Origin of the sequence: Dysgonomonas sp. ZJ709, from assembly GCF_011039195.1 — a bacterium.
Taxonomy (GTDB): domain Bacteria; phylum Bacteroidota; class Bacteroidia; order Bacteroidales; family Dysgonomonadaceae; genus Dysgonomonas.
This window is the reverse complement of sequence record NZ_JAAKEM010000002.1, coordinates 14,380-30,564: the sequence shown is the minus strand read 5'-3', so window position 1 is coordinate 30,564 and position 16,185 is coordinate 14,380. Positions and strand designations below refer to the sequence as shown.

12 protein-coding genes are annotated in these 16,185 nt (G+C 38.5%); 7 read left to right on the top strand and 5 right to left on the bottom strand.

Annotated features, from left to right (window positions below):
* Window positions 1–11: 11 nt before the first annotated feature.
* Both G7Y56_RS02390 and G7Y56_RS02385 read right to left on the bottom strand, forming a co-directional pair.
* Window positions 12–1,556: a YifB family Mg chelatase-like AAA ATPase gene (locus G7Y56_RS02390; protein WP_165040779.1), complete on the bottom strand. Its 1,545-nt coding sequence runs from the start codon at window positions 1,554–1,556 to the stop codon at window positions 12–14.
* Window positions 1,557–1,632: 76 nt separating this feature from the next.
* A complete protein-coding gene (locus G7Y56_RS02385; protein ID WP_165040777.1) occupies window positions 1,633–2,757 on the bottom strand; it encodes a TlpA disulfide reductase family protein in 1,125 nt (374 codons plus the stop codon).
* Window positions 2,758–3,028: 271 nt separating this feature from the next.
* Here G7Y56_RS02385 and G7Y56_RS02380 point away from each other — a divergent pair, with 271 nt between their 5' ends.
* The 5 genes from G7Y56_RS02380 (at window position 3,029) to G7Y56_RS02360 (ending at window position 7,471) form a co-directional block, all read left to right on the top strand.
* Entirely contained in the window at window positions 3,029–5,188 is a 2,160-nt protein-coding gene (locus tag G7Y56_RS02380) for a S9 family peptidase (protein ID WP_165040775.1), read from the top strand.
* A 20-nt stretch (window positions 5,189–5,208) separates the two neighbouring features.
* Entirely contained in the window at window positions 5,209–5,568 is a 360-nt protein-coding gene (queD, locus tag G7Y56_RS02375; protein ID WP_165022857.1) for a 6-carboxytetrahydropterin synthase QueD, read from the top strand.
* On the top strand, window positions 5,552–6,133 hold the full coding sequence (locus G7Y56_RS02370) for a 7-carboxy-7-deazaguanine synthase QueE (RefSeq protein WP_165040773.1): 582 nt from the start codon (window positions 5,552–5,554) through the stop codon (window positions 6,131–6,133). Before queD ends, G7Y56_RS02370 begins: the two co-directional genes overlap by 17 nt.
* A gap of 6 nt (window positions 6,134–6,139) precedes the next feature.
* A complete protein-coding gene (locus G7Y56_RS02365) occupies window positions 6,140–7,054 on the top strand; it encodes a ribonuclease Z (protein ID WP_165040771.1) in 915 nt (304 codons plus the stop codon).
* Between the two features lie 78 nt (window positions 7,055–7,132).
* Complete coding sequence (locus G7Y56_RS02360; RefSeq protein WP_165040769.1) at window positions 7,133–7,471, top strand: T9SS type A sorting domain-containing protein; 339 nt, start codon at window positions 7,133–7,135, stop codon at window positions 7,469–7,471.
* Between the two features lie 53 nt (window positions 7,472–7,524).
* Here the strand turns inward: G7Y56_RS02360 and G7Y56_RS02355 are convergent, their stop codons facing one another.
* Window positions 7,525–8,061: an HDIG domain-containing metalloprotein gene (locus tag G7Y56_RS02355; RefSeq protein WP_165040767.1), complete on the bottom strand. Its 537-nt coding sequence runs from the start codon at window positions 8,059–8,061 to the stop codon at window positions 7,525–7,527.
* Window positions 8,062–8,419: 358 nt separating this feature from the next.
* On the opposite strand from G7Y56_RS02355, the gene G7Y56_RS02350 reads away from it, so the two are divergent.
* Together G7Y56_RS02350 and G7Y56_RS02345 are read left to right on the top strand one after the other, a co-directional pair.
* Window positions 8,420–9,601: a hypothetical protein gene (locus G7Y56_RS02350; protein WP_165040765.1), complete on the top strand. Its 1,182-nt coding sequence runs from the start codon at window positions 8,420–8,422 to the stop codon at window positions 9,599–9,601.
* Window positions 9,602–9,754: 153 nt separating this feature from the next.
* The gene (locus G7Y56_RS02345; RefSeq protein WP_165040763.1) at window positions 9,755–11,893 is read left to right on the top strand and encodes a GH92 family glycosyl hydrolase; all 2,139 of its coding nucleotides are present in this window, start codon (window positions 9,755–9,757) and stop codon (window positions 11,891–11,893) included.
* Window positions 11,894–12,096: 203 nt separating this feature from the next.
* Here G7Y56_RS02345 and G7Y56_RS02340 read toward each other — a convergent pair whose 3' ends face one another.
* Both G7Y56_RS02340 and G7Y56_RS02335 read right to left on the bottom strand, forming a co-directional pair.
* A complete protein-coding gene (locus G7Y56_RS02340; RefSeq protein ID WP_165040761.1) occupies window positions 12,097–14,517 on the bottom strand; it encodes a glycoside hydrolase N-terminal domain-containing protein in 2,421 nt (806 codons plus the stop codon).
* 35 nt (window positions 14,518–14,552) lie between these two features.
* Window positions 14,553–16,085 (bottom strand): glycoside hydrolase 43 family protein, encoded by a 1,533-nt coding sequence (locus tag G7Y56_RS02335; RefSeq protein WP_255498626.1) that lies wholly within the window; start codon window positions 16,083–16,085, stop codon window positions 14,553–14,555.
* Between the last annotated feature and the right edge of the window lie 100 nt (window positions 16,086–16,185).

Below are 16,185 nucleotides of genomic sequence, written 5' to 3'. Positions count from 1 at the left end.
AATATTATGTCTTATAATTTGTTTGCCCAGGTTTCTCTGTCCAAATTTCGGTAATTAATTGCTTCCGCCAGATGTTTTGAGAGAATATTTTCCGAACAGTCTAAATCCGCAATAGTACGGGAAACTTTTAATATACGGTCATAAGCACGTGCCGATAAATTAAATCGATCCATTGCCGTTTTCAGCAATTCCAAACCTGCACTATCGGGGGAAGCATACTTTGCCAGAAGTTTTGGAGTCATCTGTGCGTTAGAATACACACCATCTTCTTTATCGAATCGCACAGCCTGAATTTCGCGAGCCTTTACCACACGTTCTCGTATAGAATTACTCGCTTCGCCCGGTCTTTTATCCGATATTTTTTCGAAAGGAACAGGAATTATTTCAATGTGAATATCAATACGATCAAGCAACGGTCCTGATATTTTATTGAGATACTTCTGTACCGCCCCATTCGGACATACACACTCTTTGTCCGGATGATTATAATAACCGCAAGGACAAGGATTCATAGACGACACAAGCATAAAACTTGCCGGATATTCCACGGAGAATTTAGAACGGGATATATTAATTTTACGATCTTCTAAAGGTTGTCGCATTACCTCTAAAACATTCCGGCTAAATTCGGGCAGTTCATCAAGAAACAACACACCATTATGTGCCAGACTTATTTCTCCGGGCTGAGGATAGGCTCCGCCTCCGACTAAAGCCACATCCGATATAGTATGGTGCGGACTGCGAAAAGGGCGTTGAGTCATCAGTGACGTCTCGGCTCCCATTCTGCCTGCTACACTGTGTATTTTTGTTGTTTCGAGAGCTTCATGCAATGTGAATTGTGGAAGTATAGATGGAATACGTTTAGCCATCATAGATTTACCTGCTCCGGGAGGCCCTACCATTATAAGATTATGTCCTCCGGCTGCTGCAACCTCTAATGCACGTTTCACATTCTCTTGTCCCTTTACATCTGAAAAATCAAATTCAAAAGTTTGTTGTGATTGTTCAAATTCAGCTCGTGTATCTACAATAGTAGGCTCTAATGAGACCTTCTCATTGAAGAAATCGATCACTTCACATATATTTTCAACTGCGTAAACTTCCAAATTATTTACAACAGCTGCTTCTCTACCATTTTTCTTCGGAAGTATAATTCCCCTAAATCCTAATTCACGAGCTTTAATCGCAATCGGCAACACACCCTTGATAGGCAGTATAGTACCATCGAGCGACAACTCACCCATAATAAGATAATCTCCGAGTTTATCGGCCTTTATTTGCTCGCTCGTCGCCAAAATACCAATAGCCAATGGCAAATCATAAGCAGTACCTTCCTTTCTGATATCAGCAGGAGACATATTTATTACGACTTGTTGACGAGGAACTTTATAATTATTAACCTGAAGTGCAGATATAATACGCTCATGGCTTTCTTTTACTGAAGCATCGGGCAAGCCTACAAGCATAAACTTGATACCTTTAGAAGAGTTCACTTCTATAGTTATCAATGTTGCCTCTATGCCTTGCACTGCTGCACCAAAAACTTTTACTAACATTAGCTGTATTTATAGAATTAATCAGAAAAGGCAAATATAGCAAAATACAGAAGGATTATCTCAATAACAGTCTACCTTATTTCGATTTGCCTGATAAAATATCATCCAGCTTCTTTGGTAAGTCTAAAAAAGACACATCCCTTTCCAATATAATTCCCGTAGGAGATATTAATATACTGTAAGGAATTTCTCGTATATAGTATTGCTCAACAGTCTTAGCAGACCATCCTCCATGATCGGGCAACAGAGTCCACTTCACAGAATCAAGAGAATTTTTCGAAATAGGCTCCAGCTCTGTATCCATAACTATTGTAGCAAAATCAATATTCTTTTTGTCTTTTTTCAACTGATTATAAACCTCCACTGCATTTTTCCGTTCACTGTCGCACGCCTCGCATGTGGTAGATATAAATGATAATAAAAGATATTTACCTCTGTAATCGATAAGACTTACATCTTTCCCCTTCAGATCTTTTAATGTGAAATTAGGGGCAGGTGTACCCACTGTCGATTGCTTTATTTTCGCGCTATAACGTTTCAAATCGAGAGTCAGAGGAAATACGGCAGCTTCACCTCTCAACAATTCGAGATTTTCATCAAGACGAGGTATCGATGTCTCATCTTTAAAAAATGTATTGATGAGCATTACACTGGCTATCTTGTCAGGATTTGCTTTCACATAGTTTGCAGCAATATTAGACAGGGTGAAATTTATATTCTTTAATTCGGCAAAACTTTTTCCGCTTACACTATCTTTTTCAACAGCTTCAGATAAAACATTCAAAATTTCGACACGAGATTTCAGCATATCTTTATTTTGCTCTTTAAACGAAGTCAGATCATCATTTATAGATCCTCCTTTTACACTTATCAGATCAGGAAACAAAACATCCCCTTTCAGCTCTACTGTCCAACCTTTATCTACAAGTATATAAGTACTTTTTGTATTCTGATTGAAATATAAAGACATAAAAGTCAACGTATCCACAGTTCCTGAAAAAGAGAATTCTCCTTTTGCATTAATCCTCACCGTATCAACTAAAAGCGAGTCTCCTATTTCGCGGGCAGCATAAAAATATCCTTCTGTTACATTATCCAATTTGCCTTTCACCTCAAACTTGGAAGAATTACCCCCACAAGATATTAAAGCAAACACAAACAGAAGTAGAGACGTTAGAGTTATTATATTATTCTTATTCATTATGTTCATTCTAAATTTTCAATACATTATCGCTATATACATCATAGCCTTTATTAGAATAACGTACAAAGATAGCTTTTATTTTCTAAAACGTTTAAAAACCTTAAATTGTTCTAAAAAAAGATTAATTTAAAGATTCTGATATCCAAAAACACTCTTTTGAGCCAAACAACAATCAGTTATGTTCTCTTGTTTTCACATTAATAACAGCTACCCAATAAGCTCTTACCATAGAAATCACTATATTTGCACTTTCAAAAACAAACGTGACATGAGAATCATAAATTCCATTATTTTTGCTTTGAGCATCATACTTCCAATGAAATCATACAGCCAAGACATTCCTCTTTCGTTAGAAGACCTCATTCCCGGCGGAAAATCATTCTACAAGTATCGTGCCGAAATGCCCCGTCAGCTAAATTGGTACGGAGATCAATTGACTTATGCTAAAGGTGACTCGATATTTGTTGTACCTCAAAAGACAAATCAAAAGCCACAAGCATTAATCACTCTTGAGATTATTAATCAAAAGCTTGGCTTAGAAAAGAGTGCTGAACTAAAAAGCATCGGATATGTAGCGTCTTTGTACGGAAAATCGAATGAAATACTCATTTCAACCGCGAGCAACAGCTACTTACTCAATATCCTTACAGGAGAAACGACAGGAAAATATGCCATAACAAAAGAAATGCAGAATAAAGATTTCTCTATCGAAAAGAGAATATTTGCATACACAAAAGATAATAACCTATATATACAAACCAAAGAAGGTCGTGAGCTTCCCATAACAAAAGAAACCGACAAAGCTATTGTGAATGGACAATCCGCTCACCGCAACGAATTTGGGATACATAAAGGAACATTCTGGTCACCCAAAGGAAATGCTTTGGCTTTTTACCGAATGGATCAAACGATGGTTACAGATTATCCGCTGGTAGACATATCTACTCGTGTAGCAGAGCTGAAAGACCTGAAATATCCGATGGCAGGAATGAAAAGCCACCAAGTAACTCTCGGTGTTTACGATCTGAAAACAGAAAAAACCGTTTATCTCAAAACAGGAACTCCCAAAGAAAAATATCTGACTAATATAACATGGAGTCCTGACGGAAAATCTATTTATATTGCAGAAATAAACAGAGGACAAGACACGTGTATTCTAAAAAGTTATGATGCACTTACAGGAAACCTAAAATCGACATTATTCACAGAGATTCATCCGAAATATGTTGAACCCGAAAATCCTGTCATATTTTTGAAAAACGATTCCGACAAATTCGTCTGGGCAAGTAAACGTGACGGATTCAACCATTTATATCTATATAATACAAGTGGCACCCTGATCAAGCAAATCACCTCCGGAAAATGGGATGTAATCTCAATAATCGGTTTTGACGAAAAAGGCGACAATCTTATCTATAGCTCCACCGAAGCCAGCCCAATAGAAAAGCATATTTATAAGATAAATCTTAAGAATGGTGAGAAAGAACAGCTATCGAAAGAAGAGGGCGTTCATTCTGCAACACTAAGTGAATCGGGTAAATACATCTATGATATCTACACATCGCAAAACAATGCGGGAAAAGTAGCTTTGACTGAAACAGGTAATAATAAAACCTCCATTTTCCACGAAGCTAAAAATCCTTATCGCAATATGCAGTTACCGGAAATAACTCTTAGCTCACTGAAAGCAAATGATGGGAAGACTGACCTCTATTACCGTCTGGTTAAACCGTTAAACTTCGATCCGCAAAAGAAATATCCTGTCATTGTATATGTATATGGCGGCCCGCATTCTCAATTAGTCGATAATTCTTGGTTAGGACAAGCTCGTGGATGGGATATATACATGGCAGAAAAAGGCTACGTAGTTTTCACGATAGATAACAGAGGAACATCAAACAGAGGTAACGACTTCGAAAATATAACACACCGCCAGCTTGGTATAATAGAAACTGAAGATCAGATGACAGGTGTAGATTTTCTCAAATCGCAGCCCTATGTAGATACCGAACGTATAGGAGTGCATGGCTGGAGCTATGGGGGATTTATGACCCTCAATCTGATGCTTCGCCACCCTGAAACATTTAAAGTTGGTGTTGCCGGAGGGCCTGTAACTGACTGGAAGTATTACGAAATAATGTATGGCGAACGCTATATGGACTCTCCTAAAGAAAACCCTGAAGGCTATAAGAATTCGAGCATGGTCGAAAAAGCAGGTGATCTGAAAGGCCGGCTTATGCTTATACACGGCGATGAAGACCCTGTTGTAGTAATGCAGCACAGCATGCAATTTCTTAAGTCATCAATTAAAAACAGAACTCATCCTGACTTCTTTGTCTATCCCGGTCACGAACACAATATGATGGGAGTGGATAGAGTTCACTTACACGAACATATAACCCGTTACTTCGACGATTTTTTGAAGTAAATTTAGATTGATTATTCATTATGTATAAAATAAGTAAACAATTCGCATTCTCCGCATCACATATACTGGACGGCCTGTCAGCAGATCATCCTTGTTCGCGGTTGCATGGTCACAATTATATAATCACCGTACATCTGAAAGCAGAGCAGCTGGACAATACGGGCTTTATTAAGGATTATCGCGAACTAAGTACCGTAAAAGATTATCTTGACAATACACTAGACCATAGGCATCTGAATGATGTATTTTCGTTCAATCCGACTGCCGAAAATATAGCAAAACATTTATACGATATTTTCAAAAAAAGTATCCCCGAACTGTATGCAGTAGAAGTGTGCGAAACCCCTAAAACATCTGCCATCTATGAAGCTGATTGTTAACGAGATTTTCTACTCGCTTCAAGGTGAAGGTGGACGCAATGGCGAACCTTCCATATTTATTCGTTTAACGAAGTGCAATCTGGCTTGCAGTTTCTGCGATACAGATTTTGCAAACGGAGACGATATGAGTATTGATGACATTTTAGACGAAATAAAACGATATCCATGCAAGTGGATTATCTGGACAGGTGGCGAGCCGACCATACAACTAACAGATGAACATCTTGCTAAGTTTAGGGAACAAGGCTATAAGCAAGCTATTGAAACAAATGGGACAAGACCTGTACCATCATTGATAGATTACATTACATGTAGCCCAAAAAAAGACTATGAGACTATCAAGTCACGTATTCCTTTTGCTCACGAAATAAGGATACCTGTTCAGAAAGGAGATAAACTTCCTGACATCTCTATCTTCCCGAAAGCCGATAACTATTTTCTCAGTCCAATTTTCGATGGAGATAAACTAAATATCGAAAATGCAAACTATTGTGTCGAACTGGTTAAGGCAAATCCGCAATGGAGACTAAGCCTACAGATACATAAACTGATACATATCGAATAAGGAAAGATGGAAAGATTTGATCTGAACATACTAGGATGCGGATCGGCAACTCCGACTCTACAGCACAACCCCACATCACAAGTTTTGAATGTACGGGAGAAGCTTTTCATGATCGATTGTGGAGAAGGTACCCAGTTACAATTTCGCCACAGCCGACTGCGCTTTGGTCGTTTAAACCACATCTTCATTTCGCACCTGCACGGCGATCATTGCTTCGGACTGATAGGATTAATATCGACATTAGCTTTACTTGGCCGAACAGGTGACATTACAATACATGCTCATGCCGACCTCGAAACTATTCTACGACCTCAGCTGGATTATTTCTGCCGAGAAATTCCGTGTGACGTAAAAATAGAACCTTTTGATCCTCAAGCAAGTGAATTGATATACGAAGACAGATCAATAACTGTAAAGACAATTCCTCTTGTACATCGAATTCCCTGCGCAGGTTTTCTATTTCAGGAAAAACCCAAAGAGGCTCACCTGATTACAGATAAAATCAAATTCTACAATATACCGATCAAGGAATTAGCGAAAATAAAAAAAGGAGCAGATTTCATCAGAGAAGATGGAACTATCGTACCAAATGAAAGATTAACTCGTCCCGCAGAGCCTTCTAAATCATATGCATATTGCTCTGACACGGCATATAATGAAAAAATCATCCCTATCATCGAGGGCGTGGATCTATTGTATCATGAGGCGACATTTGCCGATGCAGAAGCATTCCGTGCCAAACAGACAGGACACTCTACAGCCAGGCAGGCAGCCCAAATAGCCAAAATGGCAGGTGTAAAAAAACTTATGCTGGGACACTTCTCCGCCCGATACACAGACAACGGAATATTACTACAAGAAGCTAAAGAATTGTTTGATAATACAATACTCGCCAACGAGGGACTCTGTGAAAAATTGTGAACCGGCCTGATTTTTTTATTACTTTATACTTTTTATAATATTTGATTGTATATATTTGCCAATATTAGACAAGTGATAATGGTGCAATTTAACAAAATATTCTGCTTACTGCTATTTATAGGATGTTCGCTTTCGGTAGATGCCGAAGGTTCTGTCATCTCAATAGAGATAGAGGATGCTGTGGCAGTCGATAATAAAGAGATTACTATGAATCTCGATATTTTGATAAATAGTACTACCAGAACCCAATTGCAGAATGTACCAACAAAAGGCTATTTGGAAGTATATAGCATTTTAGGTTCGAAGGTCACGAGTAAAAATTTACAGAACTGTCTCGGTGGCTGTGAACTAGAATTACCTAAAGGCTTATATATATTAAAAGCAGGAAAGGTTACTCAAAAGATAATTGTCAGATAAACCGACATAAAATAATGAAAGCTTGCATTTACACAGATGCAGGCTTTTTTATTTCATGAAAACTTTTCGCACCATTCATTAAACTGTGCCAGAGAACGCTCCCCGTATTTCGCCAGACTATTTCTCACTTGTTCTATTGTTTTCTCCTCGCCCAAATGTGTTTTCGAAAAAAAACAGTCAGAAAAACAAATCACTTGCTCTTCTATACTTATCGGGATCATATCGCGATGAGGAAGTGGCAATTTATTATCGATTATCTCCTGCAAAGATAGCCCTGCTCCCGTATGGCGTTCACACACCAAAGCATGTTCGGGATAACCTAGTTCATGTAACAACTCACTACCCATATAGCCATGAGCCATATAAGGAGCTATTCCAAAGCATTTTATAGATGGGGCATAAGTGAAAAATATTCCAATATCGTGTAACATTGCAGCCTCTTTCACAAAGTCTGTATCAATATTTAGCTCCGGGTGTTTTTCGGCAATTACAAGAGCTTTATTCATTACATCGGTACTATGACTGATAAGTATGTTATGAAGTTCAGAATCCTTTTTATAGTATCTTTCGATGATAGTTAGTGCATTCATTTTTATAGTAATATAATTTATTCTCAGAAAATATGTAAGTTTGTAGTATTGTGTATATTTAAAACGTCTGACCGAAAAAAAAGTTTGTCACATAAAAGCTTGTTTTTCTAGTTTAACATTGTGACATTCATGGTTATTCTGTCAGAAGTATTTATTTTTCGGTGTGTAAAAGTAATTAAATTATTTGCTTTTGAACATTGATTTAAAACAGATAAATACGAGACGAGAGAAATATAGTAAACAAATAGAGAACTTTAGACCAAACAATAGGTCGGATGCAAAACCATACGTAAGAAATAATTGTTATACCCCCATAAAGAATAGATGTTTAAGTACATTTGTATAAACAACCCGAATTATGACCGAGAATAAATGCCCCCTTTGTGGTAAAGATGTAGTAGAAGATGAAGCATTTTGTCGCGATTGCCAAGAAATAGCACTGACCTCACATGCTTCGCAGTTTGCCGATGAAGAAAATGCGGAAGACATTGAAGTTGTTACTAATTTCTCAACAGTAAGCATAGAAATAGAAAATAATGCTATCTCAGAAACAACCTTCGCAAAAGAGGTGGAAGAGGATATAAAAGAAGAGGAATCTATAAAAGATGCAGAAGGGCCCTCGAGCCAAGAAGAATCTACGGATCCCATCCCACGTAAAAGCAATAAAAAATCAATCATCTTTCTACTAATTGGCCTCATTCTCCTCATTTCTATTGGCGGGATAAGAGCCTATATGTATGTTCAAAACAAAGAGGCCGAAGCCAAAGAAGCTGCTTTCTGGAACGACTGCATCGATAAAAATACGCCTCTTGCCTATTCCAAATATCTGGTGCAATATCCCGAAGGGCAGTTTAGTACAATGGCACAAGCAAAAATACTAGAGCTTAGAGAACAAGAGCGTCAGGAGTGGGCAAAACTCAGAAAATCGACAGATATAAACGCTTTCTTCGCATTTCTTACAGACCACCCAAAGACTCCGTATGAACGTGAGATACGGCATACAATGGATTCTCTCAGTTGGGCAACAACCAGTAATGAGAATACAGCAGCAGGCTATCTCGCATACATAGAAAATGTAAAGTTAGGAAACTTTGCAGGTGAATACAGATCATTGGCACAAGAAAGGTATGACTACCTCAGCCAGATGAAAACAATTGAAGGAGAAGAATTAGCCAGCATCAAAAAGACACTGACTAATTTCTTCAAAACTTTATCTTCAAATAAATATAAAGATCTGCAAAAAGAGATGGCTCCTACTCTTACCAATTTCTTCGGAGCAAAAAACACGACGAAAGAGGCGATAACTAAATCAATAGAATCTGATTTAAAAACACGAAAAATAAAATCTATTGCATACACTGTAAATATGAATTCGCTGGAGGTAATACGAGACAATAAGAATATCTATTTCATGACTTTACCGATCGAACGTCAGATCACGTATACCGACAAAAAGAAGAAAAAAGAAACTACAAAACTGATTGTAAATATAGAATTGAACAGCGAAAAAGAAATTCAGGCATTATATCAAAAAGAGTAGTAAAGCATTGATTATTTAAGCTAAAGATATTAAATAATTTTCATATCACATTGTATTTGAAACATATACATATGTTTATATGTTGACACATATGAAATAAAAGCGTATATTTACAGACGCATTTAACCTTTTGCCTTATTTAATTTAATAGCTATGAATAAAATCAACACAATTCTGATTGGCTTGCTCGTACTCATAACAAGCTGCTCATCTCCCGTCGAGAAACGACTCACTGATTATGTTAATCCTTTTTTGGGTACTGCTACCCTATGGGACAGTATAGACCTTGGTTATAAACCTACACGCAGAGCATGGGGAGCCGAAGTATTCCCCGGATCATCACTTCCGAATGCGATGGTTCAGGTTAGTCCTGTCACACTATTCAGAAGTGGTTCGGGCTATCAATATGAGGATACAGTGATTTATGCTTTTACTCACACCAATAAAGGGCATTGGAACCTGTGCCATATACCACTAATGCCGGCAACCGGAACTTTTGCACCGGACGATTATAAATCGGCATACAGCCACAAAAATGAATCTGCTCATCCGGGATATTACCAAGTATTCCTCGAAAGATATGATATAAATGCAGAATTAACTTCAACATTACGATGTGCATATCACAAATACACATACAAAGAAGGACAACCTAAGAAGCTTATTGCAGACCTTTCCATATCTAACGAAGGAGTGAGAAACTGGAGTATCTCGCAAGAAAATGAAAACATATTCAAAGGATTTCAGGAGACTGGCGAGAAAATGTATTTCTATGCAATCTCCAATCACAAAATAGAAAAAATAGATTCACTCCGAAACGATAAAAAAGTTATCTCCATCGTTAATTTCATCGATAATGCAAAACCTGAACCACTAGAATTGAAAATAGGCTTCTCGTTTGTAAGCATCGAGAATGCGAAAGCAAATCTTGAAGCAGAGATTGCCGAAAAAAGCTTCACAGAGATAAGGGATGAAGCTACTGATACATGGGAAGATCTATTATCGAAAATAATAGTATCGGGTGGTACTGAAAAGCAACGCGGACTATTCTATTCTTCACTTTATCGTTCTTTCCTTTGGCCTGCTCTACGCAGTGATGTCAATGGCGATTTCACCGATGTAAAGGGTCAGGTTGTAAATAAAGGTTTCCAATATTATACCGATCCTTCATTTTGGGATGATTATAGGAATAAGTTAGTTCTACTCGGAATGATATCCCCTACCGTAGCTGTCGATGTAATTAATTCGATAACAGATAAAGGCGAAAAAACAGGGTTTATGCCGACATTCTTCCATGGTGATCATGCCTCGGCTTTTGTGGCAGGATCATATTTAAGAGGTCTGAGAGGGTATGATATAAACAGTGCCTATAATCTGGTTTTAAAAAATGCGACTGTACCGGGCAGCAGACCTCATCTGGCCGAGTATATCGAAAAAGGATGGATTTCGGAGATGGATCTCGAAAACCCTGTACTCGAAACTGTTGCTAAAGCTGCAGTAACAAAAACACAGGAATATTCGTACGATGATTATGCAGTTGCCCTCTTAGCAAAGGAACTGAACGACAAGGATAATTATGAAATGCTGATGAAAAGGACAAGCAATTATAAAAACCTGTTCGATCCTTCTACTGAATTAATGAGAGGACGGCTCGAGAATGGAGAATGGATTAAAAAGTTCGATCCCGAATTTCCATACTACGAATATATGTATCGTGAGGCAAATGGATGGCAGTCGGCATTCTTTGCACCACACGATCCCGAAGGATTAATAGCTCTCTATAAAAGCAAAGATGACTTTGAGACCAAGCTGGATTCTCTTTTCACTATTCCGTGGAAAGGGTATGAAGCACATAATCTAACTGGTTTTATAGGACAATATTGTCATGGCAATCAGCCCGATCATAGCGCACCATATATGTACTATTTTGTAGACAAGCAAGAAAAAGCACAAGCTATACTAGACAGTTGCATGAACCATTTTTATGGTATGGGTAAAGAAGGCTTAGCTTTATCGGGAATGGACGATGCAGGCGAAATGTCGGCATGGTATGTATTTAATGCGATTGGTCTTTATACTTTCTCTCCGGCAGACGCTGAATATATTATCTCTGTTCCGCTTTTCGACAAGATTGTTTTCACCTTAGATAAGGATACTAAATTTACAATTCTGAAAGAAGGAACAGGTAAGAAGATAACAAATATTACCTATGGAGGTGAAAAACTCGATGGCTACTTCATAACTCACGATCAACTAAAACAAGGTAAAGATTTGGTGATTACCACCAACTAGTCTACTCTAACGACTGTAGAAAAAAGAGGATGTGTCACAAGTAATTTTTCGAATGATTCTGTCATCCTGAACGAAGAAAAGGATCTCTTATGGTGAGTCATGATTCTTCACTCCGTTCAGAATGACAAAAGAGAGTAACACTTAGACAGTGTATATTTACTTGTAACACACTCCCTTATTTCTACATATCAATTTCTTTAAAATCAAATATACTTCAACTCCATCGTCTCTCCTTTCTTCAACCCGAAGCGGATAAAGCCATCGTCTTTCTGTTTTAGCATGATTACCTTACCATTTTTCAGAAAACGTGGTATTGTTCCATCTACGGAAAGTTTTATTGTGAAATTATTATCGGCAGAAGCTTTTATCAGAGCCTTTTCTACTTTACCATTCTTCCATGTTAAATCGGTTTCAGCCCCTCCTTCTACGCAAAGACCTTTATAATAACCAGTTTCCCATTGTACAGGAAGAGCAGGCAAGAACTGTATATACCCCTCGTGGCTTTGCACCAACATTTCTGCAATTCCGGCACCTCCTGCCTCATTTCCATCAAAAATAAATATATCGTAAGGAGCTCCTGCAATCCCTTTAGGCGATATTGTCAACAGATTTTCGCGGGCGAACTCACGTTGTAGTTGCACCACACTTTCATATGCCTTCTGTGCATCGAATAAGCGAGCGTAAAGGCAAATCATATTCGCACGGCTCCATTCCACATCTTCCCAGTTTTCGGCAGACAGACGATACTCTAATGTCTTTCTGGCAGCAGCAGCTAATTCGGGTGTTTTCACCGGTGAAATCTGAGAAAAAGGATATAATGCGAGTAGATGTGTCGTATGACGATGATGAGGTTGAGCCTCTTCAAAATCTTTAAACCATTCCTGTACAGCACCATTCTTTCCAATCATAATAGGAGGCAATTTACTCAACGCTATACTTAAGGAATCTCTAAATTCATTATCAGTATCTAATATCTCAGAAGCTTCGATACAGGATGTGAATGCTTCATACACAAGCTGGCGATCGCATGCCGGCATCATAGAAATGGATAGTTCGTCGCCTTTATATTTGAATGAATTTTCGGGAGAAGTACTGGGACCTGTAAGTAAATAATCACTATTCGGATCCTGAACCATATAGTCGAGCAAAAACTCTGCATTGCTTTTCAAAATAGGATATGCTTTATCCCTCAAAAAATTCTGATCTAAAGTATAAGTATAGTGTGTCCATAAATGAGAGGCTATCCACGTTCCGGCAAGAGGAAATAATCCCCAATTAACACCTTGCCCCGAAGGAGTATATCCCCACACATTGGCAATTGTATTGGCTGCCCAACCTCTTGCTCCGTAAATATTCTTTGCAGTCTTCTGCCCATAAACAGAGAGGTCTTTGATGTAACTGAATAATGGTGTATTACACTCGTGCATATTTCCTATATTGGATAACCAATAGTTCTGCTGTGTATTAATATCGAGATGATAATCGTTAGTCCACCCCATATTACAAGCTAAATTGTCATTCCACAAACCTTGAAGATTAGCAGGTAATGGCGAGTTCTCACGCGATGCAGCAATCAATAAATATCTGGCATATTGGAAAAATAAAGCATCTAATCCGACATCCTCTTTTCCTGCCTTTACCTGCTCCCATCTTTTATCAGTAGGCAATTTATCCGCATCGCTTTCACCTAAAAACAGATCGACTCTACTATACAGATTAGAATAGTCTTTGATGTGGTTATTTTTCAACACATCATAGCTTTGAGATAGTGCCTTACCTACTGTCGACACACAATCCTGCCTGTACTGTTCGTTACTATAATCAGTTCTTAAATCAAAAGCAATTACAACAGATGTAGCATTTTCTATATTTATTTTTTGATTTGCAGCAGACACTTTACCATCTTTGGTCGTTACGCCGATCTTTCCCATAAAGTTGACACCACCGGGACCCTGTTTAGGGAAAGAGACTTTACCCGTGAATTCAAGGCTATTATTCGCAGCATTAATTACGGCCTCACGTAACATATCTAAAGATAAATCTAAGTTCAGCATTTTAGGTTTACTTGCCGATAAGCGAATAATCAGAGCATCATCGGGATTACTACAGAAATATTCTCTGGTATATAGTGTATTACCAATCCTGAAAGTCACTGTATGTATTGCATTATTAAGATCCAATTCTCTTTTATAGTCTGAAACATCACCGGCAGGATATTTAAAATTCATTTTGAGATCGCCTGCAGGTACATGAGAACCAAATGAGTGTGGTGTTCCTGCCATAAATTCGGTAACAATGCGATTTCCTTCTGCATATTCGCCGGCAAAGAATAGTTGACGAATATCACTTAGCAATTCCGGCCCTAGTGGGCGCTCCTGAAACCTATCTTTCTGCCCGGACCACATAGTTATTTCGTTCAGAGCTACAGTTTCGTTCTCAACATCGCCGAACACCATTACGCCAATACGCCCGTTACCTAGTGGCAGTGCTTTCATCCACTCATCTGCAGGCTGTCGATACCATAGCTTGTTCAAATATTTGGTTTGAGACCATATCGGTTGAAGACTTCCTAAAGACAAAAAAATAACGAAGGAGAGTAATATCTTTTGTTTTTTGCTTTTCATATGATTCTATTTTAAACAACTAATTAGTTTGATTATTATTTTTCAGCATGTAAACCCGGCCCATCAAATGCATACCTGAACCAATTGAAATAGGCTTCACCACCATCGCCAAGCGTGTTGTACGAAAATATACCGACCCGCACACCTTTCCAATCACTAGAATAAAGGGGATACGGTTCTCCACAAGCTATATATTTTATATTATCTAAGCTATAATAAAGCTGATGCCGGTTCGTATTTGCATCTAGCGATACTTTAAAATATACTGTATTATCAGATATAGGAATTATCCGTTCGCTGTTTCCATTACTTTCGGTATAAACATAGTTCCCCCCATTTTCGCGAGCAACCCCTATAGCATTATAAAGATTTCCGACACAAAACAATCCGGCATGCTGACCATCGATCAGTCTTTCACAGTTAACCTCGGTTGCGGCTTCCCCTTCATATCCCATTATTTTCTGCGTGAACATATTCTTTGAATCACGCAAATTGTCTGCCCTCAGAGCTTTGATGGTAAGATAACCTTTTCTATCGGCAAGCGACCAGTTGGTATTTACAGGATTATGATTTATCTGCCATTGTAATGAACGCTCCGTTGAAGAAAACTCATCACAAGTTGCCGGAGCACTTATAGAAACCGACTTCCCTGTATGCGGCTTCTCCCATTCTTTCACAGGCTCACCTATTCCATTACAATTTGTATCAACACCAATAATTGGCCAGCCATCTTTCCAGACTACAGGCTGAAGGTGTACGATACGCCCCACAGGATCTTTCGATTGAAAATGATAGAACCACCATTCCCCTTCGGGTGTATCGACCAATGCCCCCTGATGCGGCCCATTGATTTCCGAATTTCCTTCTTCCAATACAATTCTCTTTTCGTATGGACCATATATGTTTTTTGCCCGTAAGACCGTTTGCCAACCGGTAGCAACCCCACCTTCGGGAATACTCATATAATAATATCCATCCTTTTTGTCAATCTTAGTCCCTTCTGCAACCGGACCTTCGTATATTGTCACTCCATCATCAAGTAATCTTGTGCCATCCGGACTCATTTTATGAAGTATGATGGGACCTCCTCCCAGCTGACTTCTACCCACATAGGCTTGCCCGTCTTCATCCCAGAAAGGGCAAGGATCTTCCCAACCACTAATATGTTTCACGTTCAGCAACGGAGACCATGGTCCTGCCGGATCGGTGGCTTTAGACATAAACAATCCTTCGTGAGGAGAACAAAAGAAAATCCAGTATTCGCCATTATGATAGCGAAGGGCAGGAGCCCACGAGCCACCACCGTAACGTTGATTCTTATCCCATTCGGGAAAGTCGAACCGATCATAGACCTGACTTATAATTTTCCAGTTCACCATATCGTCCGACTCAAATACAGGCATCCCTATAAAATGAAATTCGGAGCAAACCATATAATACTTATCGCCCACGCGAATTACATCAGGATCGGAATAATCGGCATTTAATATGGGATTGACGTATTTTCCATTACCTTGATCTCCCCAACGGTTATCTGTATTCTGAGCAGAGAAACTAATGATTTGCATCGAAAGAGCAATGAATACCGCTATTCTTTTGAGGTAAATATTTGTTTTCATTATATCTAAATTAAAGGTTAACTACAGTCGTTTTCAGCTTAAGACAAAC

Excerpts from the sequence above, each read along its gene's own strand:
- G7Y56_RS02340 (WP_165040761.1), bottom strand. The coding sequence starts at position 14,517 with ATGAAAAGCAAAAAACAAAAGATATTACTCTCCTTCGTTATTTTTTTG.
- G7Y56_RS02370 (WP_165040773.1), top strand. The coding sequence starts at position 5,552 with ATGAAGCTGATTGTTAACGAGATTTTCTACTCGCTTCAAGGTGAAGGT.
- G7Y56_RS02365 (WP_165040771.1), top strand. The coding sequence starts at position 6,140 with ATGGAAAGATTTGATCTGAACATACTAGGATGCGGATCGGCAACTCCG.
- G7Y56_RS02345 (WP_165040763.1), top strand. The coding sequence starts at position 9,755 with ATGAATAAAATCAACACAATTCTGATTGGCTTGCTCGTACTCATAACA.
- G7Y56_RS02360 (WP_165040769.1), top strand. The coding sequence starts at position 7,133 with ATGGTGCAATTTAACAAAATATTCTGCTTACTGCTATTTATAGGATGT.
- G7Y56_RS02355 (WP_165040767.1), bottom strand. The coding sequence starts at position 8,061 with ATGAATGCACTAACTATCATCGAAAGATACTATAAAAAGGATTCTGAA.
- G7Y56_RS02335 (WP_255498626.1), bottom strand. The coding sequence starts at position 16,085 with ATGCAAATCATTAGTTTCTCTGCTCAGAATACAGATAACCGTTGGGGA.
- G7Y56_RS02380 (WP_165040775.1), top strand. The coding sequence starts at position 3,029 with ATGAGAATCATAAATTCCATTATTTTTGCTTTGAGCATCATACTTCCA.
- G7Y56_RS02385 (WP_165040777.1), bottom strand. The coding sequence starts at position 2,757 with ATGAATAAGAATAATATAATAACTCTAACGTCTCTACTTCTGTTTGTG.
- queD (WP_165022857.1), top strand. The coding sequence starts at position 5,209 with ATGTATAAAATAAGTAAACAATTCGCATTCTCCGCATCACATATACTG.
- G7Y56_RS02390 (WP_165040779.1), bottom strand. The coding sequence starts at position 1,556 with ATGTTAGTAAAAGTTTTTGGTGCAGCAGTGCAAGGCATAGAGGCAACA.
- G7Y56_RS02350 (WP_165040765.1), top strand. The coding sequence starts at position 8,420 with ATGACCGAGAATAAATGCCCCCTTTGTGGTAAAGATGTAGTAGAAGAT.